26 protein-coding genes and 1 tRNA gene are annotated in these 25,367 nt (G+C 64.8%); 14 read left to right on the top strand and 13 right to left on the bottom strand.

The genetic code is table 11. The features are described from left to right. A partial coding sequence (locus BMW66_RS04660; protein WP_139196118.1) for a transposase occupies positions 1–601 on the top strand: 601 nt, incomplete at its 5' end. 176 nt (positions 602–777) lie between these two features. On the opposite strand, the gene BMW66_RS04655 is transcribed toward BMW66_RS04660, so the two are convergent. After that, positions 778–1,113 carry a hypothetical protein gene (locus BMW66_RS04655; protein WP_175483158.1) on the bottom strand — a complete coding sequence of 112 codons (336 nt, stop codon included), beginning with the start codon at positions 1,111–1,113 and terminating at the stop codon, positions 778–780. Between the two features lie 476 nt (positions 1,114–1,589). On the opposite strand from BMW66_RS04655, the gene BMW66_RS04650 reads away from it, so the two are divergent. Further along, positions 1,590–2,372, top strand: a complete 783-nt coding sequence (locus tag BMW66_RS04650; RefSeq protein WP_093115892.1) for a hypothetical protein — start codon at positions 1,590–1,592, stop codon at positions 2,370–2,372. A gap of 233 nt (positions 2,373–2,605) precedes the next feature. Here BMW66_RS04650 and BMW66_RS04645 read toward each other — a convergent pair whose 3' ends face one another. The 5 genes from BMW66_RS04645 to ccmI form a co-directional block, all read right to left on the bottom strand. Then, on the bottom strand, positions 2,606–3,424 hold the full coding sequence (locus tag BMW66_RS04645; RefSeq protein ID WP_139196117.1) for a DNA-binding transcriptional response regulator: 819 nt from the start codon (positions 3,422–3,424) through the stop codon (positions 2,606–2,608). Positions 3,425–4,145: 721 nt separating this feature from the next. Further along, a tRNA-Gly gene (locus BMW66_RS04640) sits at positions 4,146–4,219 on the bottom strand. 269 nt (positions 4,220–4,488) lie between these two features. Continuing rightward, positions 4,489–4,755, bottom strand: a complete 267-nt coding sequence (locus BMW66_RS04635; RefSeq protein ID WP_093115888.1) for a DUF1289 domain-containing protein — start codon at positions 4,753–4,755, stop codon at positions 4,489–4,491. Beyond that, complete coding sequence (gene ruvX / locus BMW66_RS04630) at positions 4,752–5,243, bottom strand: Holliday junction resolvase RuvX (RefSeq protein WP_093115886.1); 492 nt, start codon at positions 5,241–5,243, stop codon at positions 4,752–4,754. Before ruvX ends, BMW66_RS04635 begins: the two co-directional genes overlap by 4 nt. Next, positions 5,240–6,481 (bottom strand): c-type cytochrome biogenesis protein CcmI, encoded by a 1,242-nt coding sequence (gene ccmI, locus BMW66_RS04625; protein ID WP_093115884.1) that lies wholly within the window; start codon positions 6,479–6,481, stop codon positions 5,240–5,242. The genes ruvX and ccmI overlap by 4 nt, the downstream gene beginning before the upstream one ends. Positions 6,482–6,664: 183 nt before the next feature. Between ccmI and BMW66_RS04620 the strand changes: the two genes are divergently transcribed. Beyond that, positions 6,665–7,912, top strand: a complete 1,248-nt coding sequence (locus BMW66_RS04620) for a sarcosine oxidase subunit beta family protein (protein WP_093115882.1) — start codon at positions 6,665–6,667, stop codon at positions 7,910–7,912. Here BMW66_RS04620 and BMW66_RS04615 read toward each other — a convergent pair. Then, complete coding sequence (locus tag BMW66_RS04615; RefSeq protein WP_093115880.1) at positions 7,906–8,196, bottom strand: hypothetical protein; 291 nt, start codon at positions 8,194–8,196, stop codon at positions 7,906–7,908. The two genes, BMW66_RS04620 and BMW66_RS04615, sit on opposite strands and share 7 nt — an antisense overlap. A gap of 143 nt (positions 8,197–8,339) precedes the next feature. On the opposite strand from BMW66_RS04615, the gene BMW66_RS04610 reads away from it, so the two are divergent. The 6 genes from BMW66_RS04610 (at position 8,340) to rarD (ending at position 14,635) form a co-directional block, all read left to right on the top strand. Further along, on the top strand, positions 8,340–8,669 hold the full coding sequence (locus tag BMW66_RS04610) for a sarcosine oxidase subunit delta (RefSeq protein ID WP_093115878.1): 330 nt from the start codon (positions 8,340–8,342) through the stop codon (positions 8,667–8,669). A gap of 67 nt (positions 8,670–8,736) precedes the next feature. Next, a complete protein-coding gene (locus BMW66_RS04605) occupies positions 8,737–11,748 on the top strand; it encodes a sarcosine oxidase subunit alpha family protein (protein WP_093115876.1) in 3,012 nt (1,003 codons plus the stop codon). Beyond that, positions 11,741–12,313, top strand: coding sequence for a sarcosine oxidase subunit gamma (locus BMW66_RS04600; RefSeq protein WP_093115874.1), 573 nt, complete (start codon positions 11,741–11,743; stop codon positions 12,311–12,313). The genes BMW66_RS04605 and BMW66_RS04600 overlap by 8 nt, the downstream gene beginning before the upstream one ends. A 140-nt stretch (positions 12,314–12,453) precedes the next feature. Next, positions 12,454–13,053 (top strand): superoxide dismutase, encoded by a 600-nt coding sequence (locus tag BMW66_RS04595; protein WP_093115872.1) that lies wholly within the window; start codon positions 12,454–12,456, stop codon positions 13,051–13,053. 81 nt (positions 13,054–13,134) lie between these two features. Next, positions 13,135–13,626, top strand: coding sequence for a nuclear transport factor 2 family protein (locus BMW66_RS04590; protein ID WP_093115870.1), 492 nt, complete (start codon positions 13,135–13,137; stop codon positions 13,624–13,626). Positions 13,627–13,723: 97 nt separating this feature from the next. After that, complete coding sequence (gene rarD, locus BMW66_RS04585; protein WP_093115868.1) at positions 13,724–14,635, top strand: EamA family transporter RarD; 912 nt, start codon at positions 13,724–13,726, stop codon at positions 14,633–14,635. Here rarD and BMW66_RS04580 read toward each other — a convergent pair. Continuing rightward, positions 14,578–15,129 (bottom strand): LOG family protein, encoded by a 552-nt coding sequence (locus BMW66_RS04580; protein WP_093115944.1) that lies wholly within the window; start codon positions 15,127–15,129, stop codon positions 14,578–14,580. The two genes, rarD and BMW66_RS04580, sit on opposite strands and share 58 nt — an antisense overlap. A 101-nt stretch (positions 15,130–15,230) precedes the next feature. Here BMW66_RS04580 and BMW66_RS20565 point away from each other — a divergent pair, with 101 nt between their 5' ends. Further along, the gene (locus BMW66_RS20565) at positions 15,231–17,093 is read left to right on the top strand and encodes a LysM peptidoglycan-binding domain-containing protein (RefSeq protein WP_245729354.1); all 1,863 of its coding nucleotides are present in this window, start codon (positions 15,231–15,233) and stop codon (positions 17,091–17,093) included. 21 nt (positions 17,094–17,114) lie between these two features. Here BMW66_RS20565 and BMW66_RS04570 read toward each other — a convergent pair whose 3' ends face one another. The 3 genes from BMW66_RS04570 to BMW66_RS04560 all read right to left on the bottom strand — a co-directional run bounded on the left by BMW66_RS04570 (position 17,115) and on the right by BMW66_RS04560 (position 19,719). Beyond that, a complete protein-coding gene (locus BMW66_RS04570) occupies positions 17,115–17,861 on the bottom strand; it encodes a DUF502 domain-containing protein (RefSeq protein WP_093115866.1) in 747 nt (248 codons plus the stop codon). Positions 17,862–17,954: 93 nt separating this feature from the next. Beyond that, on the bottom strand, positions 17,955–18,863 hold the full coding sequence (locus tag BMW66_RS04565; protein ID WP_093115864.1) for a pseudouridine-5'-phosphate glycosidase: 909 nt from the start codon (positions 18,861–18,863) through the stop codon (positions 17,955–17,957). Between the two features lie 37 nt (positions 18,864–18,900). Continuing rightward, the gene (locus BMW66_RS04560; RefSeq protein WP_093115862.1) at positions 18,901–19,719 is read right to left on the bottom strand and encodes a DUF4198 domain-containing protein; all 819 of its coding nucleotides are present in this window, start codon (positions 19,717–19,719) and stop codon (positions 18,901–18,903) included. Between BMW66_RS04560 and BMW66_RS04555 the strand changes: the two genes are divergently transcribed. Continuing rightward, complete coding sequence (locus BMW66_RS04555) at positions 19,718–20,863, top strand: HupE/UreJ family protein (RefSeq protein WP_093115860.1); 1,146 nt, start codon at positions 19,718–19,720, stop codon at positions 20,861–20,863. The genes BMW66_RS04560 and BMW66_RS04555 overlap by 2 nt on opposite strands. A 147-nt stretch (positions 20,864–21,010) precedes the next feature. On the opposite strand, the gene BMW66_RS04550 is transcribed toward BMW66_RS04555, so the two are convergent. Further along, on the bottom strand, positions 21,011–21,211 hold the full coding sequence (locus BMW66_RS04550) for a DUF1127 domain-containing protein (protein WP_093115858.1): 201 nt from the start codon (positions 21,209–21,211) through the stop codon (positions 21,011–21,013). Between the two features lie 329 nt (positions 21,212–21,540). Here BMW66_RS04550 and ruvC point away from each other — a divergent pair, with 329 nt between their 5' ends. Genes ruvC through ruvB form a run of 3 tightly spaced genes read left to right on the top strand, consistent with a single transcriptional unit; the run spans position 21,541 to position 23,762 of the window. Beyond that, positions 21,541–22,047, top strand: a complete 507-nt coding sequence (ruvC, locus tag BMW66_RS04545) for a crossover junction endodeoxyribonuclease RuvC (RefSeq protein ID WP_093115856.1) — start codon at positions 21,541–21,543, stop codon at positions 22,045–22,047. Next, complete coding sequence (gene ruvA, locus BMW66_RS04540) at positions 22,044–22,727, top strand: Holliday junction branch migration protein RuvA (RefSeq protein WP_093115854.1); 684 nt, start codon at positions 22,044–22,046, stop codon at positions 22,725–22,727. The genes ruvC and ruvA overlap by 4 nt, the downstream gene beginning before the upstream one ends. Before the next feature lie 3 nt (positions 22,728–22,730). Then, positions 22,731–23,762: a Holliday junction branch migration DNA helicase RuvB gene (ruvB, locus tag BMW66_RS04535; RefSeq protein ID WP_093115852.1), complete on the top strand. Its 1,032-nt coding sequence runs from the start codon at positions 22,731–22,733 to the stop codon at positions 23,760–23,762. A 349-nt stretch (positions 23,763–24,111) separates the two neighbouring features. Here ruvB and BMW66_RS04530 read toward each other — a convergent pair whose 3' ends face one another. Beyond that, entirely contained in the window at positions 24,112–25,038 is a 927-nt protein-coding gene (locus tag BMW66_RS04530) for a DMT family transporter (protein ID WP_245729355.1), read from the bottom strand. Positions 25,039–25,367: the final 329 nt, after the last annotated feature.

The raw sequence follows: 25,367 nt of genomic DNA, 5'->3' as shown, positions 1-25,367 counted from the left end.
CGGCATCAAACCGGAACGCCTGATCGCGGACACGGCATACGGCAAGGGCGAGATGCTCGACTGGCTGGTTCAAAAGCGCGGGATCGCGCCGCACATTCCGGTCATTGATAAATCAGGACGCAAGGATGGCACATTCGAGCGGGCCGACTTCACCTATGATCCAGAAAAGGACATCTATACCTGTCCGGGCGGCAAGGAACTGACGCAGAACCGCCGGGCCTTTGCAAAGCCAAGAGAGAAGAAACCCGATGAAGATGGTCTGCTCCGTTACAGGGCCAGCAAGGCCGATTGCGATGCTTGTGCCCTGAAAGCGCGCTGCTGCCCGAAAGGACCGTCGCGTAAAGTGACCCGGTCGATTTTTGAGCCATCCCGCGATGTGGCCCGGACGATCGCACGAACAACGCAATACGCAATCTCCTGCAAGCTCCGGAAGAAGGTCGAGATGCTGTTTGCGCACATGAAGCGGATCCTTGGCCTGAACCGTCTCCGATTGCGCGGTCCATGCGGCGCACATGACGAATTCCACCTCGCTGCCACCGCACAGAACCTCAGAAAGCTCGCAAAGCTCATCCCGCCACCACAAGTCGCCCGACAAGCGTAATCGAGAGAACGCACGCCCAGTGAAGTGACCACCTCACCCCGCCGGAAACCTCGAGTTTTTCAACAGAATATGCGCATCCCGGACGTTCGTGCCAGACACAGCGAGCGCCCGCTTCACGCATTCTTTGACCAAATGCACCGAGCGCAGCGGGTCGCGGGTCTACAAATAGATCGCTTTCATCCCGTTCGCCTACCTCCGAGAACAAAGCTGGCCCAATCATCCATCATCACCCGCCGCTTCTCGACCATGTCGCCGCGCCTGTAGGCGCGCTCGACATCGTTGCCCACATTGTGCGCGAGCGCCATCTCCGCCATCTCGCGTGGATAGTTCGTCCGCTCGGCTGACCAGTCCCGGAAGCTGGAGCGCAACCCATGCGGCACAGCCGGACGGTGTGAGCGTGAATCGAGAAAGCCAGGGCGGCCCTCATTCTCCTCGGTGGCGTGGATTCGGCACATCGCAGCAGAGATCGCCATGTCCGAATGTGGGAAGATCGGGTCGCGATCATGCCTCATTCTTACCGCGGCGCCGGCGAAGGCCACCTCAGTAAGCGGAAGGTGATGGCGCAGCCGTTCGAGCGCGAAGGCTCCGAGGCAAAGACTGAAGTGATCTGCACCCTTGGCGAAGTCGGTGGCGTTTGGCCCCAGAGCGTCATGGATGATGCAGCCTAGTGATGTCGATTGTGCCGGTGGTTCTGGTAATGGTCCGGCCTATGTTCGCGGCCCAGTGCGCGTTATCGGGGCTGATGTGTATGGCTTGGATCGGGACGGTGATGGAATAGGATGCGAGTAAAGATACCTTCCGCGAACCGTCTTACCGGGCTCAGCCAAAGAGCGACCTGAGTAGCGTGGCGGTTTAGGCTAACCTTTGTGGCAGCTCCATCACACAATTGGCCGGTGTGAAAAATCTGCGTCGCCCGAGGCGCGTGTTGCTATAGCGGAATTGGCGACGTGTGGTCGCCCCAGACCTACACAACCAAGAGGAAACACACATGACCACAACTTACACGGTCGGTGCCTTCACGTTAACGGATAAAAGCTTGGCTGATCGGCTGACCGCGTTTCTCGCAGAGCTGCCGCCGGAATATCACAGCTATGTCGTAGAGGATGGTCCTTACGGATTGCAATTTTGTCATCCCTTCTGTCACGTTCTAAGCTTCGACGTTCTCCCGGTGAGTAATCTGGTGGATACGATCACCAGTATGAGCGCCATTTATGAGAAAAATTGTGCGAATGGTGATTTTGAAAGTGCCCTCTATACCGTAGTCAAGCCATACCGGCGTGACTACCTGCTCGACCTGATCTATGAGCATGGCGTAGGGTCTTTGTATTCGGCAATACGGTGTGTGTGGGTCGATGTGGATTGGTTTTGGGATTACTACGACCTTTGGCATGAGGTGTGGTCGCGTGTTCAGGATAGCGATGACGGACGCATTCAGGTTATCTCGCCGGAGGACCGGGAGACATTCGACGCCTTGTCGGATACCCTGACCGTGTATCGTGGCTTCCAGTGGTCAGAGGATGGTGATGGCTGTGAGGAGTGCGGCTGGTCGTGGTCGCTGAGCAAGGAAACGGCTGAGTGGTTCGCCCGGCGCTGGCCCGGTGGCATTCCTGCGGTCGCAACCGTAACTGTTCCGAAAAGTGCAGTGTTGGCCTATTTCAATGATCGGAAAGAACAGGAAATCGTGCTGATGCCTGACGACCTTTACGGCAATACCACGGTCGAGGAGCTAAGCCGCGACGGCGGCGACATGATCGCCGAGAGTGGGGCATAGGCACCGCCACGACCACCACCACGACAATGAACCCGCCGGTGATAACTGGCGGGTTTTGCATTAGGTTGACGCAACGTCATTCAGTCCATTTTGAGGCCGGTCACATGGTTACAAAACACCACATAAGTCATTGATTTCATTGGCTATGGTAGGAGTTCGAGTCTCTCACGACCCACCATTGGGAACGACACCCCTGCTGTCGAGCTTCAGGTGGCACAAGATTCTTTCTGCGGTCAACTGTCGAAGCGGCGATCACGATCTCGCGACAGATTGATTTGCTCTCGCGTCACGGTATCATCGATCAACACTTTCAAACCTTCCATCAGGCGACGATGATGGACTGGCTTGCGAAGCGTCACATCTCCGATGGCGCATTTGATGGTGGAGAAATCGTCCCGTGAGACTTTGCTGGTCAGCAACAGGACAGGCACCTGCGGGCAGATTTTGCGGAAGTACATCATCTCGTCGACTGCAATCCATGAATCGCCGGTCACATCAAGGTCAGTGATAACAAAATCCCACGCGTCCGGAGCGTTCAGCACGGTTTCCAGAAGCGCTTCGATATCCGAGACGAGGTGCGTTTCGGCCCCGATTTCGCTGAGGTCTTTTGCGATCGTGCGGCTATGCTCAGCGTTCGGCGCGGCGAATGCGATTCGATGCCTGGGCGGTTCCGACCCAGGGATGGCCGCATAGTGTTGCCATACGTGTGCTTCCAGTGGCGCTCTGAGATCGGCCGCTGTCGCCTTGATACTGACAGGCGATGTCCCCGGTCCGGCGGGGTGGCGCCGGTCTTTCGCACGCTTTGAGCATACGCCGATCACGATTGCGGCGGTCGCGTATTGCAGGCCGATCGTGATCAGGAGCGACCAGCCAAGGGGCAGACCGGCGACCAGAAGACCGACAAGAGACAGCACGGCGACCGGCAGGCTTGCGAAGATGCCCACCAACGCAGGTCCGGGGCGCGTTGGCGTAGTTTGATCCCACTTATTCTCCCGTAAGGCGGAGCCTGAGGCTTTTTCAGAACGATTGAGACGCCATTTGGGGGCTAGCATTTGTCCTCGCATTCTTCGCAATTCCGCCTCGAACCCGATGGGGCGTATATTCGCGGCTTTACCAAAAGGCCGGGGCAGGATTTACAATTGCGCTCCTTGTCTTGGGGCACTCTTGGGATGCATCTCGTCGCCTTGCCCCTTATTTCATTGGGCGGACGTGGTGGTGTCGGAAATTGCTTGCAGATCTGGCGTGCTCTCAAATGGACGCGCGCGACCACATGAGGTTGCACCGCAGGCTCGTTTACCTGCTGTCACTACTCATAAAGATACGACCTGAACTGACAACTCCACACCGATTACCGGCTGCAATTCCGTTGCTTGCGTTGTCCCCGAAACTTATCCGGCAGGGTGCGATAGCCCATACCGTTGTCTGTTTTTTGGCGCACCGTCTTATCGGCTTGCCCTCTTCCCAGATTGCTCTGGGTTACGTCATTTCCCCTAACCTGTTTTAGGTGAAATCATACCGTCCGTCGAGTGTCGCGTCGCAGTTTCACGCAACTTTTACTTGCTTCTCTGGATATTCGTTTAAACTGGACGTGGATTAGCATCAATCCTTGGATCGACTGCTTACTGTTGAAAGATAACGGATAGACCGCGCCATCTTGAAGGCATCTCCGCTGATACCAAACGCGCGATTCGTCCGTGCGGGTATCCGGAGCCGCATCCACTGCAGACTCCGCCGGACGGGACTGATCGACGGTCTCAATTTGTGGCGGCGTGTTGGAGCGGGTAGCGGGAATCGAACCCGCGCGTTCAGCTTGGGAAGCTGACAGGCTACCATTACATCATACCCGCCTGTGCCGTTTGAGGTAGCCAATGGCGGCGACTGCGTCAAGCGGTGCTTGAGGCAAAATCGGCGCCTCGGCCGAGAATCGGGTTAAGCCCTTGATTTCACTGAAAACGCCACGTCGGTAAAACGTCGGTATTTTGTCGGTATCGCGTCGGTGCCGATGGCGCGCCGGGGCGCTTTTGGCCCATGATGAATGTGGCGCGCGTTGCGTTTCGGGGCAGGCTCCGGTGGAATCGGACCATTGGGTCGAATAATGATCCAGATTGACTCCACGCTACAGGCGCGGCGTTTTCCGGCGCAGGCGCGCGGCGCGGCCCCCCCGGCGCTTTTGCAGGCGCGGGGCGCGGTCCGGCAATTCCGCCATGATCTTGCGCCGCTCGTCAGGGTCCATCTTCGACCAGCGGGCGATCTCTTCGATGCTGCGGTAGCAGCCGGTGCAGATGCGTTCCTCGGGGTGGATCACGCAGATCTGCACGCAGGGGCTTTCGACCTCGGGCCGCCGCCAGACGGGGGGATCATTGTTGGTCCTGTCGTCGCTCATGTGCTGCCACTCCTGCCGATATGGGCGAGCCGGTCCAGCGCCCCTTGCAGGATATAGGACGCCGCGACATGGTCGATCACCTCGGCGCGACGTTTGCGTGTCGTATCCGCCTCCAGCAACGCCCGTTCGGCCGCCACTGTCGAGAGACGTTCATCCCAGAACGTCAGAGGCAGGGGCGTCAGCCCGGACAGGTTGCGGGCGAAGGCGCGGGTGGACTGGGCCCGCGGCCCTTCGGAGCCGTCCATGTTGCGCGGCAGACCCAGCACGATCCCCACGATGGCACGGGCGCCGGCCAGCTCCAGCAGGCGCGCCGCGTCCAGACCGAATTTGCGCCGCTTCACCGTTTCCAGCGGCGTGGCGACGGAGCGCATCCCGTCCGAGACCGCCACGCCAATCGTCTTGGTGCCCAGATCCAGCCCCATGAGCGCGCCATGCGCGGGCAGGGTGCGGGCAAACTCCGATATTTCGGCGAAAACACTCGCGTTCATTCCACCAGTCCCGCGCGGCGGGCCCCGCTGCGCACCGTCTCCATCGCGTTGGGGCGATCGGCAAAGACCTTTTGCGCCTCGATCCAGATGGCGCGGGCCTGCGCCATCTCGCCCAGCACGCCATAGGCGCCGATGAGGCGCGCCCATTCATCCGGGGTGCCCCCCTCGTTGGCGAGGCGGTCTGACAGGTTTGAAACCATGCCGCGGATCATCTCCATCCGTTCGGCGGGGCTCATGTCGCCGGCGGCCTGCATGTCTCCGGCATCGGGGCCGGGCAGGGCGGGCGCGGGCGCCGCCGGGGCGCCCTCGGCGGGCGGCGTGAACTCCACCCCGGCGCGCTGTGCCAGCTCTTCGATCTGGTTGCGGATCGGTTCCATCCATGACGCATCGGACGGCCCCTCGCGCAAGAGCGACTCCCACATGCGGAAGGCGAGGTCGGGGCGGTCGTTCTGCGCCAGCATCAGCCCCATGTAATAGCGCGCGGCGCCGTTGCCGCGTTCAAGCTCCAGCGCGCGGCGCAGGCTGCTCTCCGCCTCGGGGGAGACATAGCCCTGCGCGGCGGAAATCATCAGCTCGGCGAGAAAGACGTGATCCTCGGCGGTGGCGTTTTCGCCCTTGATGCGGATCACCTCCTCCTGCGCGGCATAGGCGGCGCGCAGGTTGCCAAGCGCGGCCTCGTTGCGGGCCAGAAGCTGCTGCCCCTCAAGATCGCCGGGACGCCCTGCCACCGTCTCGCGCAGTTTTTCCATCAACTCCGCGTATTCCGGGGCGGGCTCTGCCGGGACGGTGGCGGGCATCCGCGCCTCGATCTCGGCCTGCGTGGGACGGTTGGCGTGACGGTCCTGCGCGGCGGCGATGCGGGACTTGAGCGGCAGATCGCCATAGCCCGGCGCACCGAGCCAGCCGTAAAGCCCCAGCGCCCCGCCCGCCACCGCAAGCGCGGCGACCAGCGCGAGGGCGCGCGCGCCGCGTCCGCCGCCCTGCGTGGCGCTCTCGCGGTGCAACGCGGTATCGGCGGCAAGGATGCGGCGCGAGACCTCGGTGCGCAGGCGTTCGGCCTCATCCGCGCCGATCACGCCGCGGGCGGTGTCGCGCTCCACCTCCTTGAGCTGATCGCGGTAGACCTGAAGGTCATAGGCGGCGGCGGGCGTTTCACTGTCGCGCCCGCGTATGACGGCCAGCGCCAGAAGCCCCGCCACGGCAAGGGCCAATATGCCCGCGATGATCCAGAACAGCATATGCGCCCCCTTGTGTCGTCCTGCCCCCCATCTATAGGCGCAGGGCGCCGGGAAAAAGGGCAAAACCCCGTGATGGCCCGACATGTCGCAACCAGAGGGCAAAGGGGCGGTTTGAATCGTGTGAAGCGCCGTGCCGCAGTTCATATGGTTGCGGATATACCGCCCAGATTGGAATCACTGCCCATGCGACGTTACTCAGCCTTCGCCATCGCCCGGGAGGCGGCCCGATATCATAGCGGCTGGGAACGGGCGTGGCGTTCCCCCGAGCCGAAGAAGAAATACGACGTGATCATCGTCGGCGCGGGGGGGCACGGGCTCGCCACCGCGTTCTATCTCGGCAAGAATTTCGGCATCACCAATGTGGCGATCCTCGAAAAGGGCTGGCTTGGCGGCGGCAACACCGGGCGCAACACGACGATCATCCGGTCGAACTACCTTCAGGATCCGTCCGCGGCGATCTATGAAAAGGCGCGCTCTCTTTATGAGACGATCAGCCAGGATCTCAACTACAACGTGATGTTCTCGCCGCGCGGGGTGATCATGCTGGCGCAGACGGAGCATGAGGTGCGCGGCTACCGGCGCACGGCCCATGCCAACGCGCTTCAGGGGGTGCAGACCGAGTTCATCGGGCCGGACCGCGTGAAGGAACTGGTGCCGATCATCAATCTCGACGGGCCGCGTTATCCGGTGCTGGGCGGGCTGTGGCAGGCGCGCGGCGGCACCGCGCGGCATGACGCGGTGGCCTGGGGCTATGCGCGGGCCTGCTCGGACATGGGGATGGACATCATCCAGCAATGCGAGGTGACGGCGGTGCGCTCCGCGAATGGCAAGGTCACGGGGGTGGAGACGAGCAGGGGCGAGATCGCCTGCGACAAGCTCGGCCTCGTGGTGGCAGGCAACTCGGGGCATCTGGCGCAGATGGCCGGGTTCCGCCTGCCGATGGAGAGCGTCGCGCTTCAGGCGCTGGTGAGCGAGCCGATCAAGCCCTGCATGGACGTGGTGGTGATGGCCAACACCGTCCACGGCTACCTGAGCCAGTCCGACAAGGGCGAGATGGTGATCGGCGGCGGCACCGACGGGTTCAACAACTACACCCAGCGCGGCAGCTTTCACCACATCGAGGAGACGGTGCGCGCCTTGGTGGAGACCTTCCCGATGGTCAGCCGCCTGAAGATGCTGCGGCAATGGGGCGGGATCGTGGATGTGACCGGCGACCGCTCTCCGGTGATCGGCAAGACGCCGCTGGGCAACTGCTTCATCAACGCCGGCTGGGGCACCGGCGGGTTCAAGGCGATCCCCGGCGGCGGCTGGGCCACGGCGGAGCTGATCGCCAAGGCAGAGCCCGGCCCGCTTTGCGCCGAGTTCGGCATGAACCGCTTCATCGAGGGGCGGTTCATCGACGAGAGCGTGGCTGCGGGGGTGGCTCACTGATGATTGATACTATTGGAAGGTATATCAGAAATATCGAATATCTCGTTTTCAATTTCGAGAATTTCGTCTTGGAGTTGAGTATACGGAAAGTGAATGTTCCGAAAAACATCCTTCTTTCTATCTCGAATAACAATCTCTTCTTGGAGAATTCGTCTTTGTTCGGCAACTCTAGCCTCCGCTTGAAGCCATTCGCCTTCAGCAAAGGAGTGCTTGGACGTAGCCTCTTCAAGTTTGGAACGCTTTTGTTGAAGTTCCCAGCTCAGGCTGTGGATATGGTTCCTCATCTTTTGTCACCTCACTGTCGTTTCGGTATTCACTGCAAAGGGATAGTAAAAGCTGAAGCGATGGGGGCGCAATTTGTATGTTTTTGTGGATTACTACGAGTTCACAAGAAAAGTTCAGAAGCTCGCCATCTGGAGGTCGCATCATGCTGATCCTCACCTGCCCCTATTGCGGCGTCAAAGGCGAAGAGACCGAATTCCACTCGGGCGGGGAGGCGCATCTGAAGCGCTTCGGGCCCGGATCGTCGGATGCCGATTTCGAGCAATACCTGTTCATGCGCGAGAACCCCAAGGGCGTGCATCTGGAACGCTGGCGCCATGCCAACGGCTGCGGCAAGTGGTTTCACGCCGCGCGCTGCACCGTCACGCTGGAGGTGTTCGGCACCTACAGCGCCCAGACGACCGAGCCGCCGCAGCACATCCGCGACGCGATCAGCGCGCGGCGGCCCGGCTGGACGTGGCGGGAGTTCTCCTGATGCATCTTTTTGGCACAAATACCTCCGCCGGTGGCTCCGGCATGTCCACCCGCGAAGGGGCTGAACAATGAGCACCAGACTTTCCTCCGGCGGCCGTCTCGTCAATCGCGGCAAGGCCGTGGAATTCACCTTCAACGGGCGGCGCCTGAAGGGCTACGAGGGGGACACGCTCGCCTCGGCCTTGCTGGCGGGCGGGCAGATGATGGTGGGCCGGTCGTTCAAGTATCACCGTCCGCGCGGGCTGGTGGCCAGCGGCGCCGAGGAGCCGAACGCATTGGTCAACCTCGGCGAGGGGGGCCGGTTCGAGCCGAACCAGCGCGCCACGACGACGGAGCTTTTCGACGGGCTGACCTGCACCTCGCAGAACCACTGGCCGAGCCTTGAGTTCGACATCGGCGCGATCAACAACAAGCTCGCGCGGGTCCTGCCGGCGGGGTTCTACTACAAGACCTTCATGGCGCCGCGCGCGGCGTGGAAATACCTGTTCGAGCCGATCGTGCGCCACTCCGCCGGGCTGGGCCGCGCGCCCAAGGACCGCGACGCCGACCGCTACGAGCATTTTTATGCCTTCGTGGACGTGGTGGTGATCGGCGGCGGGATCGCCGGGCTTCAGGCGGCCAAGGCGGCGGGCGCGGGCGGGGCCAAGGTGCTGCTGATGGAGCAGACGCCGCATTGGGGCGGGCGCGCGCCCGTCGATGGCGGAGAGGTCGGGGGCATGGCGGCGGGCGATCATGTCACCACGCTTGTCAATGACCTCAAGGCGATGCCGAATGTCACCATGCGCACCCGGATGATGGGCGCGGGGGTTTATGATCACGGCTATGTGCTGGGTTATGAGCGGGTGCGCGATCATGCGCCCGACACCCCCGGCCCGCGCCACCGCCTTTGGCGCATCCGGGCGGGGCGGATCGTGACCGCCACCGGCGCGATCGAACGGCCGCTATCGTTTGCCGGCAACGATGTGCCGGGGGTCATGCTGGCCTCGGCCATGCGCGATTACCTGGTCGATTACGGCGTGTCGCCGGGCGACCGCACGGTGGTGGTGACCAACAACGACGACGCCTATCGCACGGCCATCGCGCTCAAGCACGCGGGGCTGGAGGTGCCGGTCGTGCTCGATGCGCGGGCGGCGGGCGGCGGCGCGCTCGCCGAAGAGGCGCGCGGCCTTGGCATAAGGGTGGCGACCGGCAAGGGCATCGCCAAGGTGAAGGGCGGCAAGCGCGTCACCGGCGTGTCGATCTGCCTTCAGGAGGGCGAGGGCGCCGCGCTGGAAGAGATCAAATGCGACGCGGTGGCCATGTCGGGCGGCTGGTCGCCCGTGGTGCACCTGTGGTCGCATTGCGGCGGCAAGTTGATCTGGGACGATATGCAGGCGCATTTCCGCCCCGACGCGGACCGCCCGCCGCTTGGCGCCGATGGCGCGGGCTTCGTGATCGCGGCGGGGGCGGGCAATGGCGCGATGGACCTGCGCGCGATCCTTGCCGATGCCACCGGCGCGGGGACGGCTGCGGCGCAGGAGACCGGCCACGCGGGCGGCGAGACCCCCGTGCCCGAGGTGGCGGCGCAGCCCGAGGCGGCGATGATGCCGGTCTGGCTCATGCCGCAGGGGGCGGGGCCGGATCTGCGCATGAAGGCGTGGCTGGATTACCAGAACGACGTGAAGGTCAGCGACGTGATGCTGGCGGCGCAGGAAGGCTATGAAAGCGTGGAGCATACCAAGCGGTACACCACGCTCGGTATGGCGACCGATCAGGGCAAGCTGTCGAATATAAACGGTCTGGCGACGCTGGCCAGCCAGCTCAACGCGCCGATCCCGTCGGTGGGCACGACCACCTTCCGCCCGCCCTACACGCCGATTTCCATGGGCGCGATCGCGGGCGAGGCGCGCGCGGAGGTGTTTCAGCCGCTGCGCCGCACGCCGATCCACGACTGGCACGAGGCGCAGGGCGCCCATTTCGAGCCGGTCGGCCAGTGGCGCCGCCCCTATTGTTTCCCGCGCGGCGGCGAGAGCCACGCCGAGGCGGTGAGGCGCGAGATCGACCAGACGCGCGGCAGCCTCGGGATTCTGGATGCCTCCACGCTGGGCAAGATCATCGTGACCGGGCCGGATGCGCCGAAATTCATGGACATGCTCTACACCAACATGATGAGCAGCCTGAAGCCGGGCAAATGCCGCTATGGCCTGATGTGCAACGAGAACGGGTTCCTGATGGACGATGGCGTGGTGGCGCGCCTCGACGAGGAGACCTTCCTTGTGCATACCACCACCGGCGGGGCGGAGCATATCCACGGGCATATGGAGGAATGGCTTCAGACCGAATGGTGGGACTGGAAAGTTTACACCGCTAATGTGACCGAGCAGTTCGTGCAGATCGGCGTGGTCGGCCCCAATGCCCGCAAGCTTCTGGACAAGCTGGGCGGCATGGATGTGTCGAAAGAGGCGATGGCCTTCATGGAATGGAAGGACGGCACGCTGGGCGGTTTCGACGCGCGGGTATTCCGCATCTCCTTTTCCGGTGAGCTGTCGTTCGAAATCGCCGTGGCCGCGAGCGTCGGGCGCGCCTTCTGGGATACGCTGCTGGAGGCGGGAGAGGAGTTCGGCATCACTCCCTACGGCACCGAGGCGCTGCATGTGATGCGGGCCGAGAAGGGGTTCATCATGATCGGGGACGAGACCGACGGGACGGTGATCCCGCAAGATCTCGGCCTTGGCTGGGCGATCTCGAAGAAGAAAGAGGATTACCTCGGCAAGCGCGCGCAGACGCGCCCGCACATGGCGGACCCGGAGCGATGGAAGCTCGTGGGGCTGGAGACGCTGGACGGGTCGGTGATCCCCGACGGGGCCTATGCGGTGGCCGGCGGGCACAATGCCAACGGCCAGCGCAGCACGCAGGGGCGCGTCACCTCGACCTATCATTCGCCCACGCTGGGCCGGGGGATCGCGATGGCGCTGGTGCATCGCGGCCCGGACCGGATGGGCGAGGTGATCGAGATCGCGAAGCTGGACGGCAGCACCGTCAGCGCGAAGATCGTCAGCCCGGTGTTCTATGACCCGGAGGGGGAGAAGCAGAATGTCTGAAGCGGTCAGCGCGTTGAACGCGGCGACGGCGAGCGGAGTCGCCACGGTTGAGGAGGTCGGTCTGCGCGGCATGATCACGCTGCGCGGGGATCTGTCGGGCAAGGCGGTGGCGGCGGCGGTGAAGGCCGCCGTGGGCGCGGGCGTGCCCGATGTGCGCCGGATCGTGCAGGGCGATCAGGGCGCGGCGGCGTGGATGTCGCCCGACGAGTTGTTGCTTCTGACCGGGTATGACCGGGCCGCGGAGGCGGTGGCGGCGGCGCAGGACGCGATGGGCACGGCACATGGGCTTGTCGTCAATGTCTCGGACGCGCGGGCGGGATTCCGTGTGTCAGGCGGCGGCGCGCGCGAGGTTCTGGGCAAACTTTCGCCGGTGGATTTCTCGGCGGAGGCGTTCGGCGCCGGGCAGTTTCGCCGCTCGCGGCTGGCGCAGGTGCCGGCGGCGATCTGGGCCAACGAGAACGGCAGCCTTGAGGTGATCTGCTTCCGGTCGGTGGCGCAATATGTCTTTGACCTGCTGCGCGTGTCGGGCGAGACGGGCGGCGAGGTCGGGTTCTACCGCGCCTGACCCGACGTGTGGCTCTGGTAATTTTCTCCCTCGCTCCGGGGGGTTGGCGGAGTCGCACACGGCTTTGGGGTTGACCTTCCGGGCGGTTCGCCCCCATCTGTATGGCTATATCCGCACGAACAACAAAAGGGGTTTTCCCAATGGCTTTTGAACTTCCCGATCTTCCGTATTCGCATGACGCGCTGGCCGATCACGGCATGAGCCGCGAGACGCTGGAGTACCACCACGATATCCACCACAAGGCCTATGTCGACAACGGCAACAAGGCGGTTGCCGGGACCGAGTGGGAAGGCAAGCCCGTCGAAGAGATCATCAAGGGCACCTATGACCCCAAGGCCGTGGCGCAGAACGGCATTTTCAACAACGCCTCGCAATACTGGAACCACAACCAGTTCTGGCAGATGATGGCGCCGGGCGGCACCGGCATGCCCGGTGAGCTTGAAAAGGCGATCACCGAGAGCTTTGGCTCGCTCGACACGTTCAAGGAAGAGTTTGCCGCCGCGGGCGCTGGGCAGTTCGGCTCTGGCTGGTGCTGGCTGGTCAAGGACACCGACGGCGGGCTGAAGGTGACGAAGACGGAGAACGGCGTGAACCCGCTCTGCTTCGGGCAAACCGCGCTTCTGGGTTGCGATGTGTGGGAGCATTCCTATTACATCGATTTCCGCAACAAGCGCCCGGCGTATCTCCAGAATTTCCTCGACAACCTGGTGAACTGGGAAAACGTGGCCTCGCGCCTCTGATCGGGGCCGCGTCGCCAGAGACGAACCCGCCGCGGCCGATGGGCTGGGGCGGGTTTTCGTTTGATTATCACGGAACGATGAATGACCCTGCCATTCATGGGGCGGGGTCCGGCTTGGGAGCAGGCGTTGGGTGTTTTACAGGACAAAGTGGAAACCATTCTGAAGAGTTTCTGGTGCGATGGCGATACGACCAGTGTCGAGCGCAATTATCACCCCGATGCCTTCGTCGCCGGTCTCGAGGCCGAGGCCTTCGCCTCGCTTGAGGATCTCATCGCGTTTCAGCGTATGCTCGTGGCGCAGTTGGGCGAGCGCAGCCTGACGATCTGGCAGTCGGTGGAGGATGGCCACACGATTGCCTTGCAGGGCGAGTTCACCGCGGTCGAGCGGCGGACGGGCCGGCCGGTGCGCGTGGCCTTTCAGCTCATGGCGCGGATCGAAGAGGGGTTGATTGTCGAATCGCACAGCCTCGTCGATTTCCTTGCGGCCTTCGAGCAGCTTGGCCGCCTGCCGCCGCGCACGCTCGACCTCTGCCTGACGGACAACGCTTTTGCGCCGGTGCTGAAACTGGCCTGAGCCGGGCGATCTTGCCGCGCACCGCGCGGCGGGGTAGAGCCGTTTGCGAAGCAGCGCGCGCCCTGCCGGCAGAGCGCGATCAGCGGAAGGACAGTCGATGGATCAGGCAAGGGCCGGTGTTCTGGCGATGGTTGCGGCCTGCATGATCTGGGGGCTTTCGCCGCTTTACTACAAGCTGCTGGCGCATCTGCCCCCCATCGAGGTGCTGGCGCATCGCACGATCTGGTCGGCGGTCCTGTTCACTGGGGTTCTGGCGCTTCAGGGGCGGCTGGGCCTGCTGCGCGCGGCGCTGTCGGACCGGCGCACGGTGATCGTGGTGGCGGCGGCGCTGTCGATCTCAACCAACTGGTTCCTGTTCATCTGGTCGATCGGGTCGGGCCACGCGACCGAGGCGAGCATGGGGTATTTCCTGTTCCCGCTGGTGGCCGTGGTGATCGGGCGCGTCACCTTTGGCGAAACGCTCGGTCCGATGCAGATGGTCGCGGTCGGGCTTGCCCTGACGGCGGTGACGATCCTGACATGGGGGCTCGGCGTGGCGCCCTGGATCGCGCTGAGCCTCGCGTTCAGCTTCGGGGCCTACGGGCTGTTCAAGAAGCGACTCGATCTCGGCCCGGTGGTGTCGGTCACGGGCGAGGTCTGGCTTCTGGGGCCGGTGGGCCTTCTGGTGCTGGCGGTGATCCACGGGCAGGGCGGCGGCGGCTTTGGCGCGGACTGGGGCGACAGCGGGCTTTTGATGCTGTCGGGCGCGCTGACCGCGACACCACTGATCCTGTTCAGCTTTGCCGCGCGGCGGGTGCGGATGGCGACGGTCGGGGTGGTGCAGTATCTCAACCCGACGCTGCAATTTCTGTGTGCGACACTGATCTTCGCGGAGCCGTTCGGCATCTGGCACGGCATCGCCTTTCCGCTCATATGGGTGGCGCTGGCCATCTATACCTATGCCGGCTGGCGTCAGGACAGGGCGGCGGCGAGGGCGGCCTCGAGCGTATCGACATCGGCGGCCACCTGAACGAAGCCGCGCAGCGACGGATCGGCAAACCCCTGCGCGATGACATGATCGAGAAGCGCCAGAAGCGGATCCCAGTAGCCGGCGGTATTGAGCAGGATCAGCGGTTTGTCATGCAGGCCGAGTTGGCGCCATGTCAGCACCTCGAAAAACTCGTCGAGCGAGCCGGCCCCGCCCGGCATGACAACGATGGCGTCGGAGTTCATGAACATGACTTTCTTGCGTTCATGCATGTTCTCGGTGATCACGAAGCGGCGCGGATCGCTGTGCCCGGCCTCGCGACGGATCAGGTGTGTGGGGATGACACCGAAGGTTTCGCCGCCCTGCGACTGGGCGCTTTGGGCCACCGCGCCCATCAAACCGACATCGCCAGCGCCATAGACCAGCCGCCAGCCCCGCGCAGCCAGCACACGGCCTAGCGCCTCTGCCTCCGACTGGAAGTCGGGCCGCGACCCGGAGCGGGAGCCGCAGAAGACGCAGACGGATCGCTGTGACATGAAAAACCCCAATGCGAACAAAGCTCTTTGGTTCACCCATAGCGCCGTTGCCATGCGCGCTCAACCGGGTTATAGCGCCCGAACCCGGGGGATGGACATATATGAGCAGACTGGCCTCTTTTCTTGGTGGAAACGCGGTAATCGCGGGCGGCGCGGTTGCCGTGATCGCCGTGGGTCTCGGGCTATATGCGGGCGGTGTTTTCACGCCCGACCGGCCCGAGCCGCAGGCGCCGGAGTCAAGGCCTTCGGACCAATCGGTCGCGCCCGAGGCCGAAACATCCGTGGAGGACATGCCGGAAGCGGTACAGACCCCGCAGACACCGCCCGCAACGGATGTGCCGGACGCGCCGGGCGCGGTGGAGACCCCATCGGCGGCGGTCTATCCCGACGCGCCGGATGCGCCCGCGCCGCCGCCGGACGTGGACGCGCCCGAGTCCTCCGACGCGGCGCCTGCCGATGAGTCCGAAGTGGCATCGAGCGACAGGAGCGCAGAAAGCGCCGAACAGGTGACGCCGGCGGAGCAGGACACGCAGCAGCAGGTCAACGAACGACAGCCCGAGCAGGATGTATCCGAGGCGGCGCCCGACGAGGCCGCGAGCGACGCGGCGGCCGAGGCAGTCGTTTCCGACGAGGCGAGCGACGACGCGGAGGTGAGCGACGAGGCCGCACCGGGGGAGATGCCCGCAGCCGACGATGCCACCACGACAGAGGACACCGCAGAGGCCCCCGCCGCACCGACCGGGCAGGGCGATGCGACCACCGCCGATTTGGCGGCGCAGCCCCGCCCCGAAGAGGCCGGGCCGGATACGGACACCGAAGAGAGCGCCGCGCGCATGGCGCCGGCCTTCGATCTGGTGCGGGTCGAGACCGATGGATCGGTGGTTATCGCCGGGCGCGGGGCGGCGGGCGCGAGGATCGCGATCCTGCTCGATGGCGATGATCTGAGCGAGGTTCAGGCCGGGGCCGACGGCAGGTTCGTCAGTTTTGCGCATATCGAGCCCGGCGCCGCGCCGCGTGTGCTGTCACTGGTGGATCGCAGTGGCACGGGAGAGATCCATTCGGAGGCGTCTGTGATCATCGCGCCGCAGAAGCGGGACGTGGCCAGTGCCTCGACAGAGCCCGAAGCGGATTCGGCCCCGTCGGTGCCGGCCGATCAGCCCGTGAGCGCGCCGGAACGTGACATCGCCGCCACTACCGAGCGGCCGGCTGATGCGCCGGACGCCGGCACGCTCGGCGAGAGTGTGACGGCTGCGGCAGAGGACATTCCCGAGGCCCCGACCGCCGAAGACACCGCCGCGGCGACAGTTGCCGACCAGCCCGCCGCATCCGCCGACGCGGCGGACGATGAGGCCATCGCGGGCAGCGACGTGGGGGCGGATACGCCAGCCCCTGCCGTGCCGGAGACGCCGCGCGACGTGGCCGAACCGCCAGTGGTGGTGCTTGCCGACGACGAGGGTGTGCGCGTTCTTCAGGGCCCCGACAGCGGCGGCGCGACGCCCGAGGTGATGGATGCGGTCGCGCTTGACGCGATCAGCTATTCGGACGAGGGGGCCGTGCAGCTTGCGGGGCGGGGCCGCGGCGACAGCTTCGTGCGAGTCTATCTCGACAATACCCCGATCACCAGATCGCGCATTGCCGCCGACGGGAACTGGCGCACCGAGCTGCCGCAGGTGGATACCGGCGTCTATACCCTTCGGGTGGACGAGGTGGACGACGAGGGCAAGGTGCTCTCGCGGATCGAAACCCCGTTCAAGCGCGAGGCGCCCGAGAAACTGGAGGCCAAGGGCGGCCCCGCGCCCCCCATCAGCGCCGTGACCGTGCAGCCGGGCGATACGCTCTGGGCGATTTCGCGCGACAGATACGGGCGGGGCATCCTCTATGTGCGTGTATTCGAAGCCAATCAAGACCGTATCCGCGACCCGGACCTGATCTATCCGGGGCAGGTTTTCGACCTGCCAGACTGACGATCCAGACCGACGCCTGCCTCAGCGCGCGATCTCCTCGGCGGGGGGCAGGCTCGGATCCTTGGCGTTGGGATAAACGAGCCCGGCCGAAATCACCAGTTTCGCCGCATCCTCCACCGTCATGTCGAGTTCGATCACATCCTGTTTGGGAAAGAACAGCAGAAAGCCCGAGGTCGGGTTGGGCGTGGTGGGCACGAAAACGCTCATGAGTTGATCGGACGTCTGGGCGCGGCTGTTGACCTCTCCCTTGGCGGAGGTCGAGATGAAGCCGATGGCCCAGATGCCGCGTCGGGGGTATTCGATCAGGCAGGCCTTCTCGAAGCTGCGCTCGGATTGGGCAAAGACCGTCTCGGCGATCTGCTTCACCCCCGAGTAGATCGTGCGAACAACAGGCATCCGGTTGACGAGGTTCTCGGCGTAGCGGATCAGCGAGCGCCCGATGAGGCCCTTGGCGATCCAGCCCACGACGATGGTGAAAATCAGGAAGATCACCACCCCGACGCCGCGAATATTGAACGCCTCACCGTCCCCGATGTAGGTGGCGTAGGCCTCCGGTCCGATCAGGTGTCGAATGAGGCTGTCGGGCTGATAGGCCTCGGGCACGAAGGGCAGCACGAAGCTGTCCACCCAGCCGATGAAGGTCCAGATCAACCAGAACGTGAAGGCCACCGGGGCGATCACCACAAGGCCGGTCAGGAAGGACGTGCGCAGCCCTGAAAGCAGGCCGCTGCGGCGGGGGCGCGGTTTGTCGTCGAAAGGGGTTGTCATGGTCTACCCGGAGATGTGTCACCGCTAGATAGACGGTTTGCCGACCTGCTTCAACGTGTTGAAAACGGGGGAGGGTCTTTTCCCGGTGCGCGCTCAGGATTTGCTCAGGGCGCGGGCGATGGCGGCGCCGAGGCGGGCATTGTTGCGCACAAGGGCGATGTTGGCGGTGAGGGAGCGGCCCTCTGTCAACTCGAAGATTCGGTGCAGCACGAAGGGGGTGACGGATTTGCCGGCAATCCCTTGGGCTGATGCCTCCGCGAGGGCGGTCTCGATGAGCGGGGCGAGGGTGCGGACGGGGATCTCGTCCGCCGCCGGGATCGGGTTCGCGACAAGCTGCCCGCCCGGCAGGCCGAGCGCGGCGCGCAGGCGGTGGGCGCGGGCGATCTGCGCCGCGTTGTCAAGGCGCAGGGGGGCGGGAAGGTCCGATGTGGCGGACCAGAAGGCGGGCAGGTTGTCCTGCCCGTAGGCGATCACCGGCACGCCGTGGGTTTCCAGCACTTCGAGCGTCTTGGGCAGATCGAGGATGGCTTTCGCCCCGGCGCAGACCACGGTGACGGGGGTGGCCGCCAGTTCGGGCAGGTCGGCGGAGATGTCGAAACTGTCTTCGGCGCCGCGATGCACGCCGCCGATACCGCCCGTGGCGAAGACCGCGATTCCGGCAAGGTGCGCCGCGATCATGGTGGCGGCCACGGTGGTCGCGCCGGTGCCGCCGCGCGCAAGGCACACCGCGAGATCGGCGCGCGAGAGCTTGGCCACGTCGCGCGCCTGTGCCAGCGCCTCCAGCTCCGCCCCGGTCAGCCCGATGTGAAGCCGCCCCTCGATCACGGCGATCGTGGCAGGGGTGGCGCCGGCCTTCCGGATGTCGCCCTCCACCAGCCGGGCCACCTCGATATTCTGCGGTCGAGGCATCCCGTGGGTGATGATGGTGCTTTCCAGTGCGACAAGGGGGGCACCCGAAGCCTTGGCCCGTGCCACCTCTGGCGACAGATGCAGGTCGATCATCGGAGTGTGCCCTTTCGTGCGCTGTGATATACTTGTGTCAGCCCGGCACCGCAAAGGTCAACGCCGCCCAGAGGGTTTCCCAGACGATGCCCGTCTCGTCGGCGAGTTCCGGGGCCGGGGCGCGCAGGATCACCGCGTCGAGCAGGTAGACATGCCCGGGGCGGACGGGAACCCGCGCGATTCCATCGTCATCGGTTCGGACGGTGAAGATGCGGATTGTCCCGTCCGGGGCACACTCGAACACTTCCACCTGGGCATTTGCGCGCGGCGCATCGCGGTAAAGAAGGCGCACGGGCAATTCGCCGTTCAGCGTATCGGTATAGGGGTTGGCGAGGGCGACGAATTCCGTTTCCATCCCGGTCGGGCCGTCCTGCCCCCGGCTATCCCCCACGCCGATCAGCGCCTTGACGAAACGGCGGTATCCTTCGGTGAAGGGGGGATCGTCCAGCCCCCGTGCGGCGTGGCGCGCACGCAGATCGCCGAGATCCTTGTGCCGCGCGAAGGCCAGAGGCGTTTCCCAGTCCCGGTAGGTGACCTTGCTGAGCGTGGTTTCGTGCACCAGCCGCAGGAGGCCGGGGGTGTCGGGGGTCAGGCGCACCGCCGGGTTGTCGCCGAGACGGCCCGCGACCGGGCGGGGATCATCGCCGGAATACCAGTCGAACCGCGCGATCCGATGGTCGAGCCAGGCCAGGGCCGCGCCGGAGAACCCCTCGCCGTTGCGCAGCCGGGCTGTGATCTGCTGCCCGGTTTCGACTTGATATTGCGCCGGATCGATCCAAAACTCATGGGAACGGCCCTGTGCGGCGATCACAAGCGCGGCGGAAAAGGCCAGGGCAAACAGGGTCGGGCGGATCATGGTGCAGGCTTTCTATGGTGTTGTGATAAAACTGCGGCTGGCGGGGCTTGTGTCAAGCGCGGTGATGCTCATGGCCAGCCTTGCCGCCGCGCATGAGGTCGATCCCGCGATCGCCGATCTGACCGTCGAGGGCGGACAGCTTCGGCTTGAGGTCTACATCAACGCCGAGGCCTATCTGGCCGGTATTGATCTCGACGCCGTGGCCGATACCGACGACGTGCCCGAGGGCGCGGACTACGACCGGCTGCGGGCCTTGCCGCCGGCCGCACTGGAGGCGCGCATTCGCGACCGGATGCCGTGGCTGCTTTCGGGGCTCGACGTGCGGGCGGGCACCGTGCCGGTGCCGCTTCGTATTACGGAGGTGTCGGTGCCCGAGACGGGCGATCTTGCGCTGCCCCGGCGGAGTTTCCTGCTTCTGCGCGGGCCGATGCCGCCCGGCGCGCCGGCGCTCACGGTTGGATGGGGCGCGGGCGACGGGCCGCTGATCCTGCGTCAACAGGGGGTGGAGGCGCCGTTCACCGGCTATGTCGGCGGCGGGGAACGCTCGCCCGAGATCGCGGTGTCGGGCGGCGGAGCACTTGGGGGATGGCAAAGTTTCGCGACCTATATCCCCGTGGGATTCGCTCACATTCTGCCCAAGGGGCTGGATCACATCCTGTTCGTTCTGGGGCTGTTTTTCCTGTCGCTGCGCCTGCGGCCGCTGATCTGGCAGATTTCGGCGTTCACACTGGCCCATACCATGACACTCGCGCTGGGGGCGCTTGGCTGGGTCGTGGTGCCGGGCAGCATCGTGGAGCCGCTGATCGCGGCCTCGATCACATATGTCGCGGTGGAGAACATCCTCAGCCGGGGGCTGAGCCGCTCGCGCCCCGTGGTGGTCTTCGGCTTCGGGTTGCTGCACGGTCTGGGATTTGCCTCGGTGCTGGAGGAGTTCGGCCTGCCGCAGGATCAGTTCATCCCGGCGTTGCTTGGGTTCAATGTCGGCGTGGAACTGGGTCAGTTGACGGTGATCGCGCTCGCCTTCCTCGCGGTCGGGGTCTGGTTCGGGCGCAAGCCGTGGTATCGCGCGCGGATCGCAATCCCGGCATCTGGCGTGATCGCGCTGGTCGGAGTCTACTGGTTCGTGGAGCGGGTGTTTCTCTGATCCGCGCCTTTCGGCTCCGGACCGGGCACATGGCGCGGCGCGCCGTGGGAAACGGGCGCGACCCCCGTGGCGCCACGGGAATCGCGCCGACGTTCGGCGATCGGGAAGAGGCGGTGCCGCCGGGACGAAACCGGCGGTCTTCGCGGCCTATTTGATGTTGTTGATGTCGGCGCGCGACAGGCCGATGTCGTCCAGTTCACGATCCGTCAGCTTGCTCAGCGCGTTGCGTGTCAGGCGCGCGTCGTTCCAGGTTGCGGCTCCGCCGATGGCGGTGGTGAAGACCGCGCCGATACGGCCTGCGATGCCGGTGGGGTTGAGGTGGGTGCGGGATGTGTCGAAAGAAGCCATGACAGGAGTCCTTGTATGCGGGGGGTGGTCTGCGTTCGTTCTGAGCGGCATTTATGGGCGGTTTGCCCGCAGAACAAGCAGTAAAAAAGGCATAGGTGGCATGTGATTTCTGCATGGGTTCGGGGCCTGTAAGTTTTTGTGTTTGAATGTAAAAATGGGCAACGGCGCATGGCGTTTTCGCCCCGGAAGATGTCGCTTTTCACCTTTTGCGCACGCGGCGGTCGGCCCGGCGTTCCGATTGTGGCCGAAATCTATTCCGCTTGGCGATTGTTCCCGTTTCGTGCTAGTGGTTCCGAAAAGCAACAGTTCGGGCAGGGCAGGGCGAAAACATGAGGGTTCTGGGGATAGATCCGGGGTTGCGCAATCTCGGTTGGGGCGTGATCGAGGTGGAGGGCAGCCGACTCAGCCACGTTGCCAACGGGATTTGCCATTCCACCGGCAAGGATCTGGCGGTGCGGCTGCTGTCGCTTCACAGTCAGCTTACCGATGTCGTCGCGCGCTATGCCCCCGAGGAGGCCGCCATCGAACAGACCTTCGTGAACAAGGACGGCGCGGGCACGTTGAAGCTCGGTCAGGCGCGGGGGATCGCGCTTCTGGTGCCGGCGCAGGCGGGGCTCGTGATCGGGGAATACGCCCCCAATCAGGTCAAGAAGACCGTTGTGGGCGTCGGGCACGCCGAAAAATGCCAGGTCGAGCATATGGTGCGGCTCCAGCTTCCGGGGGTGGAGATCGCCGGAGCGGATGCCGCCGATGCGCTTGCCATCGCGATCTGCCACGCGCATCAGTCCCGCGCCGCGGGCGGGCTTGCCGCCGCGCTTCGAAAGGCGGCGTCATGATCGGAAAGCTGACCGGCAAGCTCGATTATCGCAGCGACGACCATGTGCTGATCGACGTGGGCGGGGTCGGCTATGTCGTCTATTGCTCGGAGCGCACGATGGCGGCGCTTCCGGGGCGGGGCGAGGTGGTGGCGCTCTATACCGAATTGCTGGTGCGCGAGGATATCCTTCAGCTTTTTGGCTTTTCCACCTTGCTGGAAAAGGAATGGCACCGGCTCTTGATGAGCGTTCAGGGGGTGGGCGCGAAGGCCTCTCTGGCCATTCTCGGCGCGCTGGGGGCCGACGGGACGGGGCGGGCCATCGCGCTTGGCGACTGGAACGCGATCAAGGCGGCGCGGGGGATCGGCCCCAAGACCGCGCAGCGGGTGGTCAATGAACTCAAGGACAAGGCGCCGGGGGTGATGGCACTGGGGGGCACGATGCAGGAGGCGGCGGGTGTGGCGGAGGCGGAACCGGTCGTCGGGGCCATCGAGGCCCCTCCGCCCGGTCGCCGCCCGTCGGCGGCTCCGGCGCCCACCACGGCGGCGGCGCAGTCCGATGCGCTTTCGGCGCTGTCCAATCTGGGCTATGCGCCGGGGGAGGCCGCGGGCGCCGTGGCGCAGGTGGCCGGGGACGACCCCGAGGCCGATGCCGCCGCCCTCATCCGTGCCGCGCTGCGCCTGCTGGCTCCGAAGGGATAGACGATGGACAGCCCCGACCCCACTCTTCGCCCCGACCCGCACCCCGGGGACGCCGACCGCGCGCTACGCCCGCGCGAGCTTGATGCCTTCATCGGGCAGGCCGAGGTGCGCGCGAACCTGCGCATCTTCGTCGAATCCGCGCGCCAGAGAGGCGAGGCGATGGACCATACGCTGTTTCACGGCCCGCCCGGCCTTGGCAAGACGACGCTGGCGCAGATCATGGCACGCGAGCTTGGCGTGAACTTTCGCATGACCTCTGGCCCGGTGCTGGCCAAGGCCGGGGATCTGGCCGCGATCCTGACCAACCTGGAAACGCGCGATGTCCTTTTTATTGATGAGATTCATCGGCTTAATCCGGCGGTGGAGGAGGTTCTCTATCCCGCGATGGAGGACTTCGAGCTTGACCTCGTGATCGGGGAAGGGCCCGCCGCGCGCACCGTGCGGATCGAGTTGCAGCCCTTCACTCTGGTGGGGGCGACGACGCGGCTGGGGCTCTTAACGACGCCCTTGCGGGATCGGTTCGGCATTCCGACGCGGTTGCAGTTCTACACCGAGGATGAGTTGAACGAGATCGTCACGCGCAATGCCCGCAAGCTGGGCGTGCCGGCCGAGGATGGCGGTGCGCGGGAGATTGCGCGGCGCTCGCGCGGCACGCCCCGGATCGCCGGGCGGCTTTTGCGGCGCGTGGTGGATTTCGCGCTGGTGGAGGGCGACGGGCGGGTGACGCGCGATCTGGCCGATCATGCGCTGACGCGGCTGGGGGTGGACAAGCTCGGCCTTGACGGCGCCGACCGCCGCTACCTTGTTTTCATTGCGGAAAACTACGCCGGTGGCCCGGTCGGGATCGACACCATCGCCGCCGCCCTGTCGGAGCCGCGCGACGCCATCGAGGAGGTGATCGAGCCGTTCCTCTTGCAGCAGGGGCTGGTCAACCGCACGCCGCGCGGGCGGATGCTGGCGCAGAAGGCATGGACGCATCTGGGTCTGCCCCCGCCGCGCCCGCCGCAGGATCAGACCGACCTTTTCGAAGAGTAAACGCGCCGGCCCGCAACATTCGGACGAATCGTCGCGAATCAAAGTTAATCCGCTGGAAAACCTCAGAAATCGGTATGCGGTATTACGTCGGTATCACGTCGGTATCGCGTCGGTGCCGGGGGCGCGAACGGGCATCGTGAACGCGGCGGTCTTTACGATCTGGCAAGAAGAGTTGAGATCGGGTGAATGCGCGGCGGGCCGCGAGGGGCCGGACGGGCAGACGGTTCAGCGACGCCGCCGGGCGGGCGTCTGCGGCTCGCGGCGGATGTGTTTGTGGTCGGGCGGGTCGAAAGCGACGCTGTCGGTCGCGGTGACCGGCACAAGTGACCGCTATGCGGACCTTGCGGACTTACCGCCGGATAGTTGCCTGCGAGGTCGCCGACCGCCTTTTGCCGATGTTCAGCACCCGACCATCGATTGCGAGAAGTCCCGCCCCAATGAGCACCATGCCCGCGATTTCCAGGCCGCTCAGATGTTCGCCCAAAAGGAGAACGCCTAGAGCGATCGCGGAAATGGGTATAAGGAAGGTGACCAAGAGAAGGTTGGTCGCCCCGGCGCGCTGAAGAATCTGAAAGTAGAGGATATAGGCGAGAGCCGTCGAAAGGACGGCGAGACCGACGATCGCCGCCCAAGTCGAGGGCGCTGGCATCGCCAGCGCCCATGGACGGTCGATGACGAGAGCGAGCGGGGCAAGGACGAGTGTGGAGCCCGTCACCTGGCCTGCTGCTACGACGACCGGATCGACCCCGAGACGCTTGAAGCGCCGCCCGAACACGCCGGCAAAGGCATAGGACACCGCGCCTCCGAGACAGGCGAACTGCGCCGCGACATCGGTTCCGAGTCCGGACAGGGCTCCGGGTCCGATCATGACCACCACTCCGGCGAATCCAGCGGCAATACCCATGAGCTTGCGGCCGTTGATCCGCTCGTCAGAGAGCAGGAACCCGGCGACCGCGACGGTGAACAAGGGCGTCGTCGCGTTGAGGATTGAGGCGAGGCCGGAGGCGATAGTCTGCTGGCCCCAGACGATCAGACCGAAAGGAATGAGGTTGTTCAGAACCCCCATGCCGAGGAACGCGATCCATGCACGGGGATTGCGCGGCAGGGGTCGTTTCAGCACGGCGATCACGCCCCAGAGAACCAGAGCGGCCAGACCAACGCGCAGCACCATGATTGTCAGGGTGGGAAGGTCTCGAACAGCAACACCCACGAAGAAGAACGAGCCGCCCCACAGAACCGAGAGCAGGAGCAGCATCGCCCATTCCACGGGCCCCATCGAAAGCGTCGCGCTGGATGTCGGTGTCGGTCGCGATTCAGTTCTCATGTTGGTCTCCAACGTTGCGTCGTTGAGTCATTTTGTACGAGGTCCGCCACTGAGATCGTGACCCGGAACCTGCGCAAAGGGCTGATGACGAGGGAGCCAAGCCAATGCAGCATTCAGCAATTTGGGCCTCCAATCTGCCTCGCGGCGGTGCAGCCCGCTGATGGAGGCCCGACTGGCAGACGTGCGAGCGGAGCAGACAGCCTTTTTTGCCCCCGCGCGGGATCAAGGCCGAAGGTCGCCGTGCATCGTCGTGCTGCCCCCGGCCCGGCGATGCGCGCCCT

The organism is Salinihabitans flavidus (assembly GCF_900110425.1).
In the GTDB taxonomy this organism is placed as follows: Bacteria; Pseudomonadota; Alphaproteobacteria; order Rhodobacterales; family Rhodobacteraceae; genus Salinihabitans; species Salinihabitans flavidus.
Note: the sequence above shows the minus strand (reverse complement) of the source record. Positions and strands in the feature narration are given on the sequence as shown.

Excerpts from the sequence above, each read along its gene's own strand:
- BMW66_RS04655 (WP_175483158.1), bottom strand. The coding sequence starts at position 1,113 with ATGAGGCATGATCGCGACCCGATCTTCCCACATTCGGACATGGCGATC.
- BMW66_RS04650 (WP_093115892.1), top strand. The coding sequence starts at position 1,590 with ATGACCACAACTTACACGGTCGGTGCCTTCACGTTAACGGATAAAAGC.
- BMW66_RS04645 (WP_139196117.1), bottom strand. The coding sequence starts at position 3,424 with ATGCTAGCCCCCAAATGGCGTCTCAATCGTTCTGAAAAAGCCTCAGGC.
- BMW66_RS04635 (WP_093115888.1), bottom strand. The coding sequence starts at position 4,755 with ATGAGCGACGACAGGACCAACAATGATCCCCCCGTCTGGCGGCGGCCC.
- ruvX (WP_093115886.1), bottom strand. The coding sequence starts at position 5,243 with ATGAACGCGAGTGTTTTCGCCGAAATATCGGAGTTTGCCCGCACCCTG.
- ccmI (WP_093115884.1), bottom strand. The coding sequence starts at position 6,481 with ATGCTGTTCTGGATCATCGCGGGCATATTGGCCCTTGCCGTGGCGGGG.
- BMW66_RS04620 (WP_093115882.1), top strand. The coding sequence starts at position 6,665 with ATGCGACGTTACTCAGCCTTCGCCATCGCCCGGGAGGCGGCCCGATAT.
- BMW66_RS04615 (WP_093115880.1), bottom strand. The coding sequence starts at position 8,196 with ATGAGGAACCATATCCACAGCCTGAGCTGGGAACTTCAACAAAAGCGT.
- BMW66_RS04610 (WP_093115878.1), top strand. The coding sequence starts at position 8,340 with ATGCTGATCCTCACCTGCCCCTATTGCGGCGTCAAAGGCGAAGAGACC.
- BMW66_RS04605 (WP_093115876.1), top strand. The coding sequence starts at position 8,737 with ATGAGCACCAGACTTTCCTCCGGCGGCCGTCTCGTCAATCGCGGCAAG.
- BMW66_RS04600 (WP_093115874.1), top strand. The coding sequence starts at position 11,741 with ATGTCTGAAGCGGTCAGCGCGTTGAACGCGGCGACGGCGAGCGGAGTC.
- BMW66_RS04595 (WP_093115872.1), top strand. The coding sequence starts at position 12,454 with ATGGCTTTTGAACTTCCCGATCTTCCGTATTCGCATGACGCGCTGGCC.
- BMW66_RS04590 (WP_093115870.1), top strand. The coding sequence starts at position 13,135 with ATGACCCTGCCATTCATGGGGCGGGGTCCGGCTTGGGAGCAGGCGTTG.
- rarD (WP_093115868.1), top strand. The coding sequence starts at position 13,724 with ATGGATCAGGCAAGGGCCGGTGTTCTGGCGATGGTTGCGGCCTGCATG.
- BMW66_RS04580 (WP_093115944.1), bottom strand. The coding sequence starts at position 15,129 with ATGTCACAGCGATCCGTCTGCGTCTTCTGCGGCTCCCGCTCCGGGTCG.
- BMW66_RS20565 (WP_245729354.1), top strand. The coding sequence starts at position 15,231 with ATGAGCAGACTGGCCTCTTTTCTTGGTGGAAACGCGGTAATCGCGGGC.
- BMW66_RS04570 (WP_093115866.1), bottom strand. The coding sequence starts at position 17,861 with ATGACAACCCCTTTCGACGACAAACCGCGCCCCCGCCGCAGCGGCCTG.
- BMW66_RS04565 (WP_093115864.1), bottom strand. The coding sequence starts at position 18,863 with ATGATCGACCTGCATCTGTCGCCAGAGGTGGCACGGGCCAAGGCTTCG.
- BMW66_RS04555 (WP_093115860.1), top strand. The coding sequence starts at position 19,718 with ATGGTGCAGGCTTTCTATGGTGTTGTGATAAAACTGCGGCTGGCGGGG.
- BMW66_RS04560 (WP_093115862.1), bottom strand. The coding sequence starts at position 19,719 with ATGATCCGCCCGACCCTGTTTGCCCTGGCCTTTTCCGCCGCGCTTGTG.
- BMW66_RS04550 (WP_093115858.1), bottom strand. The coding sequence starts at position 21,211 with ATGGCTTCTTTCGACACATCCCGCACCCACCTCAACCCCACCGGCATC.
- ruvC (WP_093115856.1), top strand. The coding sequence starts at position 21,541 with ATGAGGGTTCTGGGGATAGATCCGGGGTTGCGCAATCTCGGTTGGGGC.
- ruvA (WP_093115854.1), top strand. The coding sequence starts at position 22,044 with ATGATCGGAAAGCTGACCGGCAAGCTCGATTATCGCAGCGACGACCAT.
- ruvB (WP_093115852.1), top strand. The coding sequence starts at position 22,731 with ATGGACAGCCCCGACCCCACTCTTCGCCCCGACCCGCACCCCGGGGAC.
- BMW66_RS04530 (WP_245729355.1), bottom strand. The coding sequence starts at position 25,038 with ATGGGGCCCGTGGAATGGGCGATGCTGCTCCTGCTCTCGGTTCTGTGG.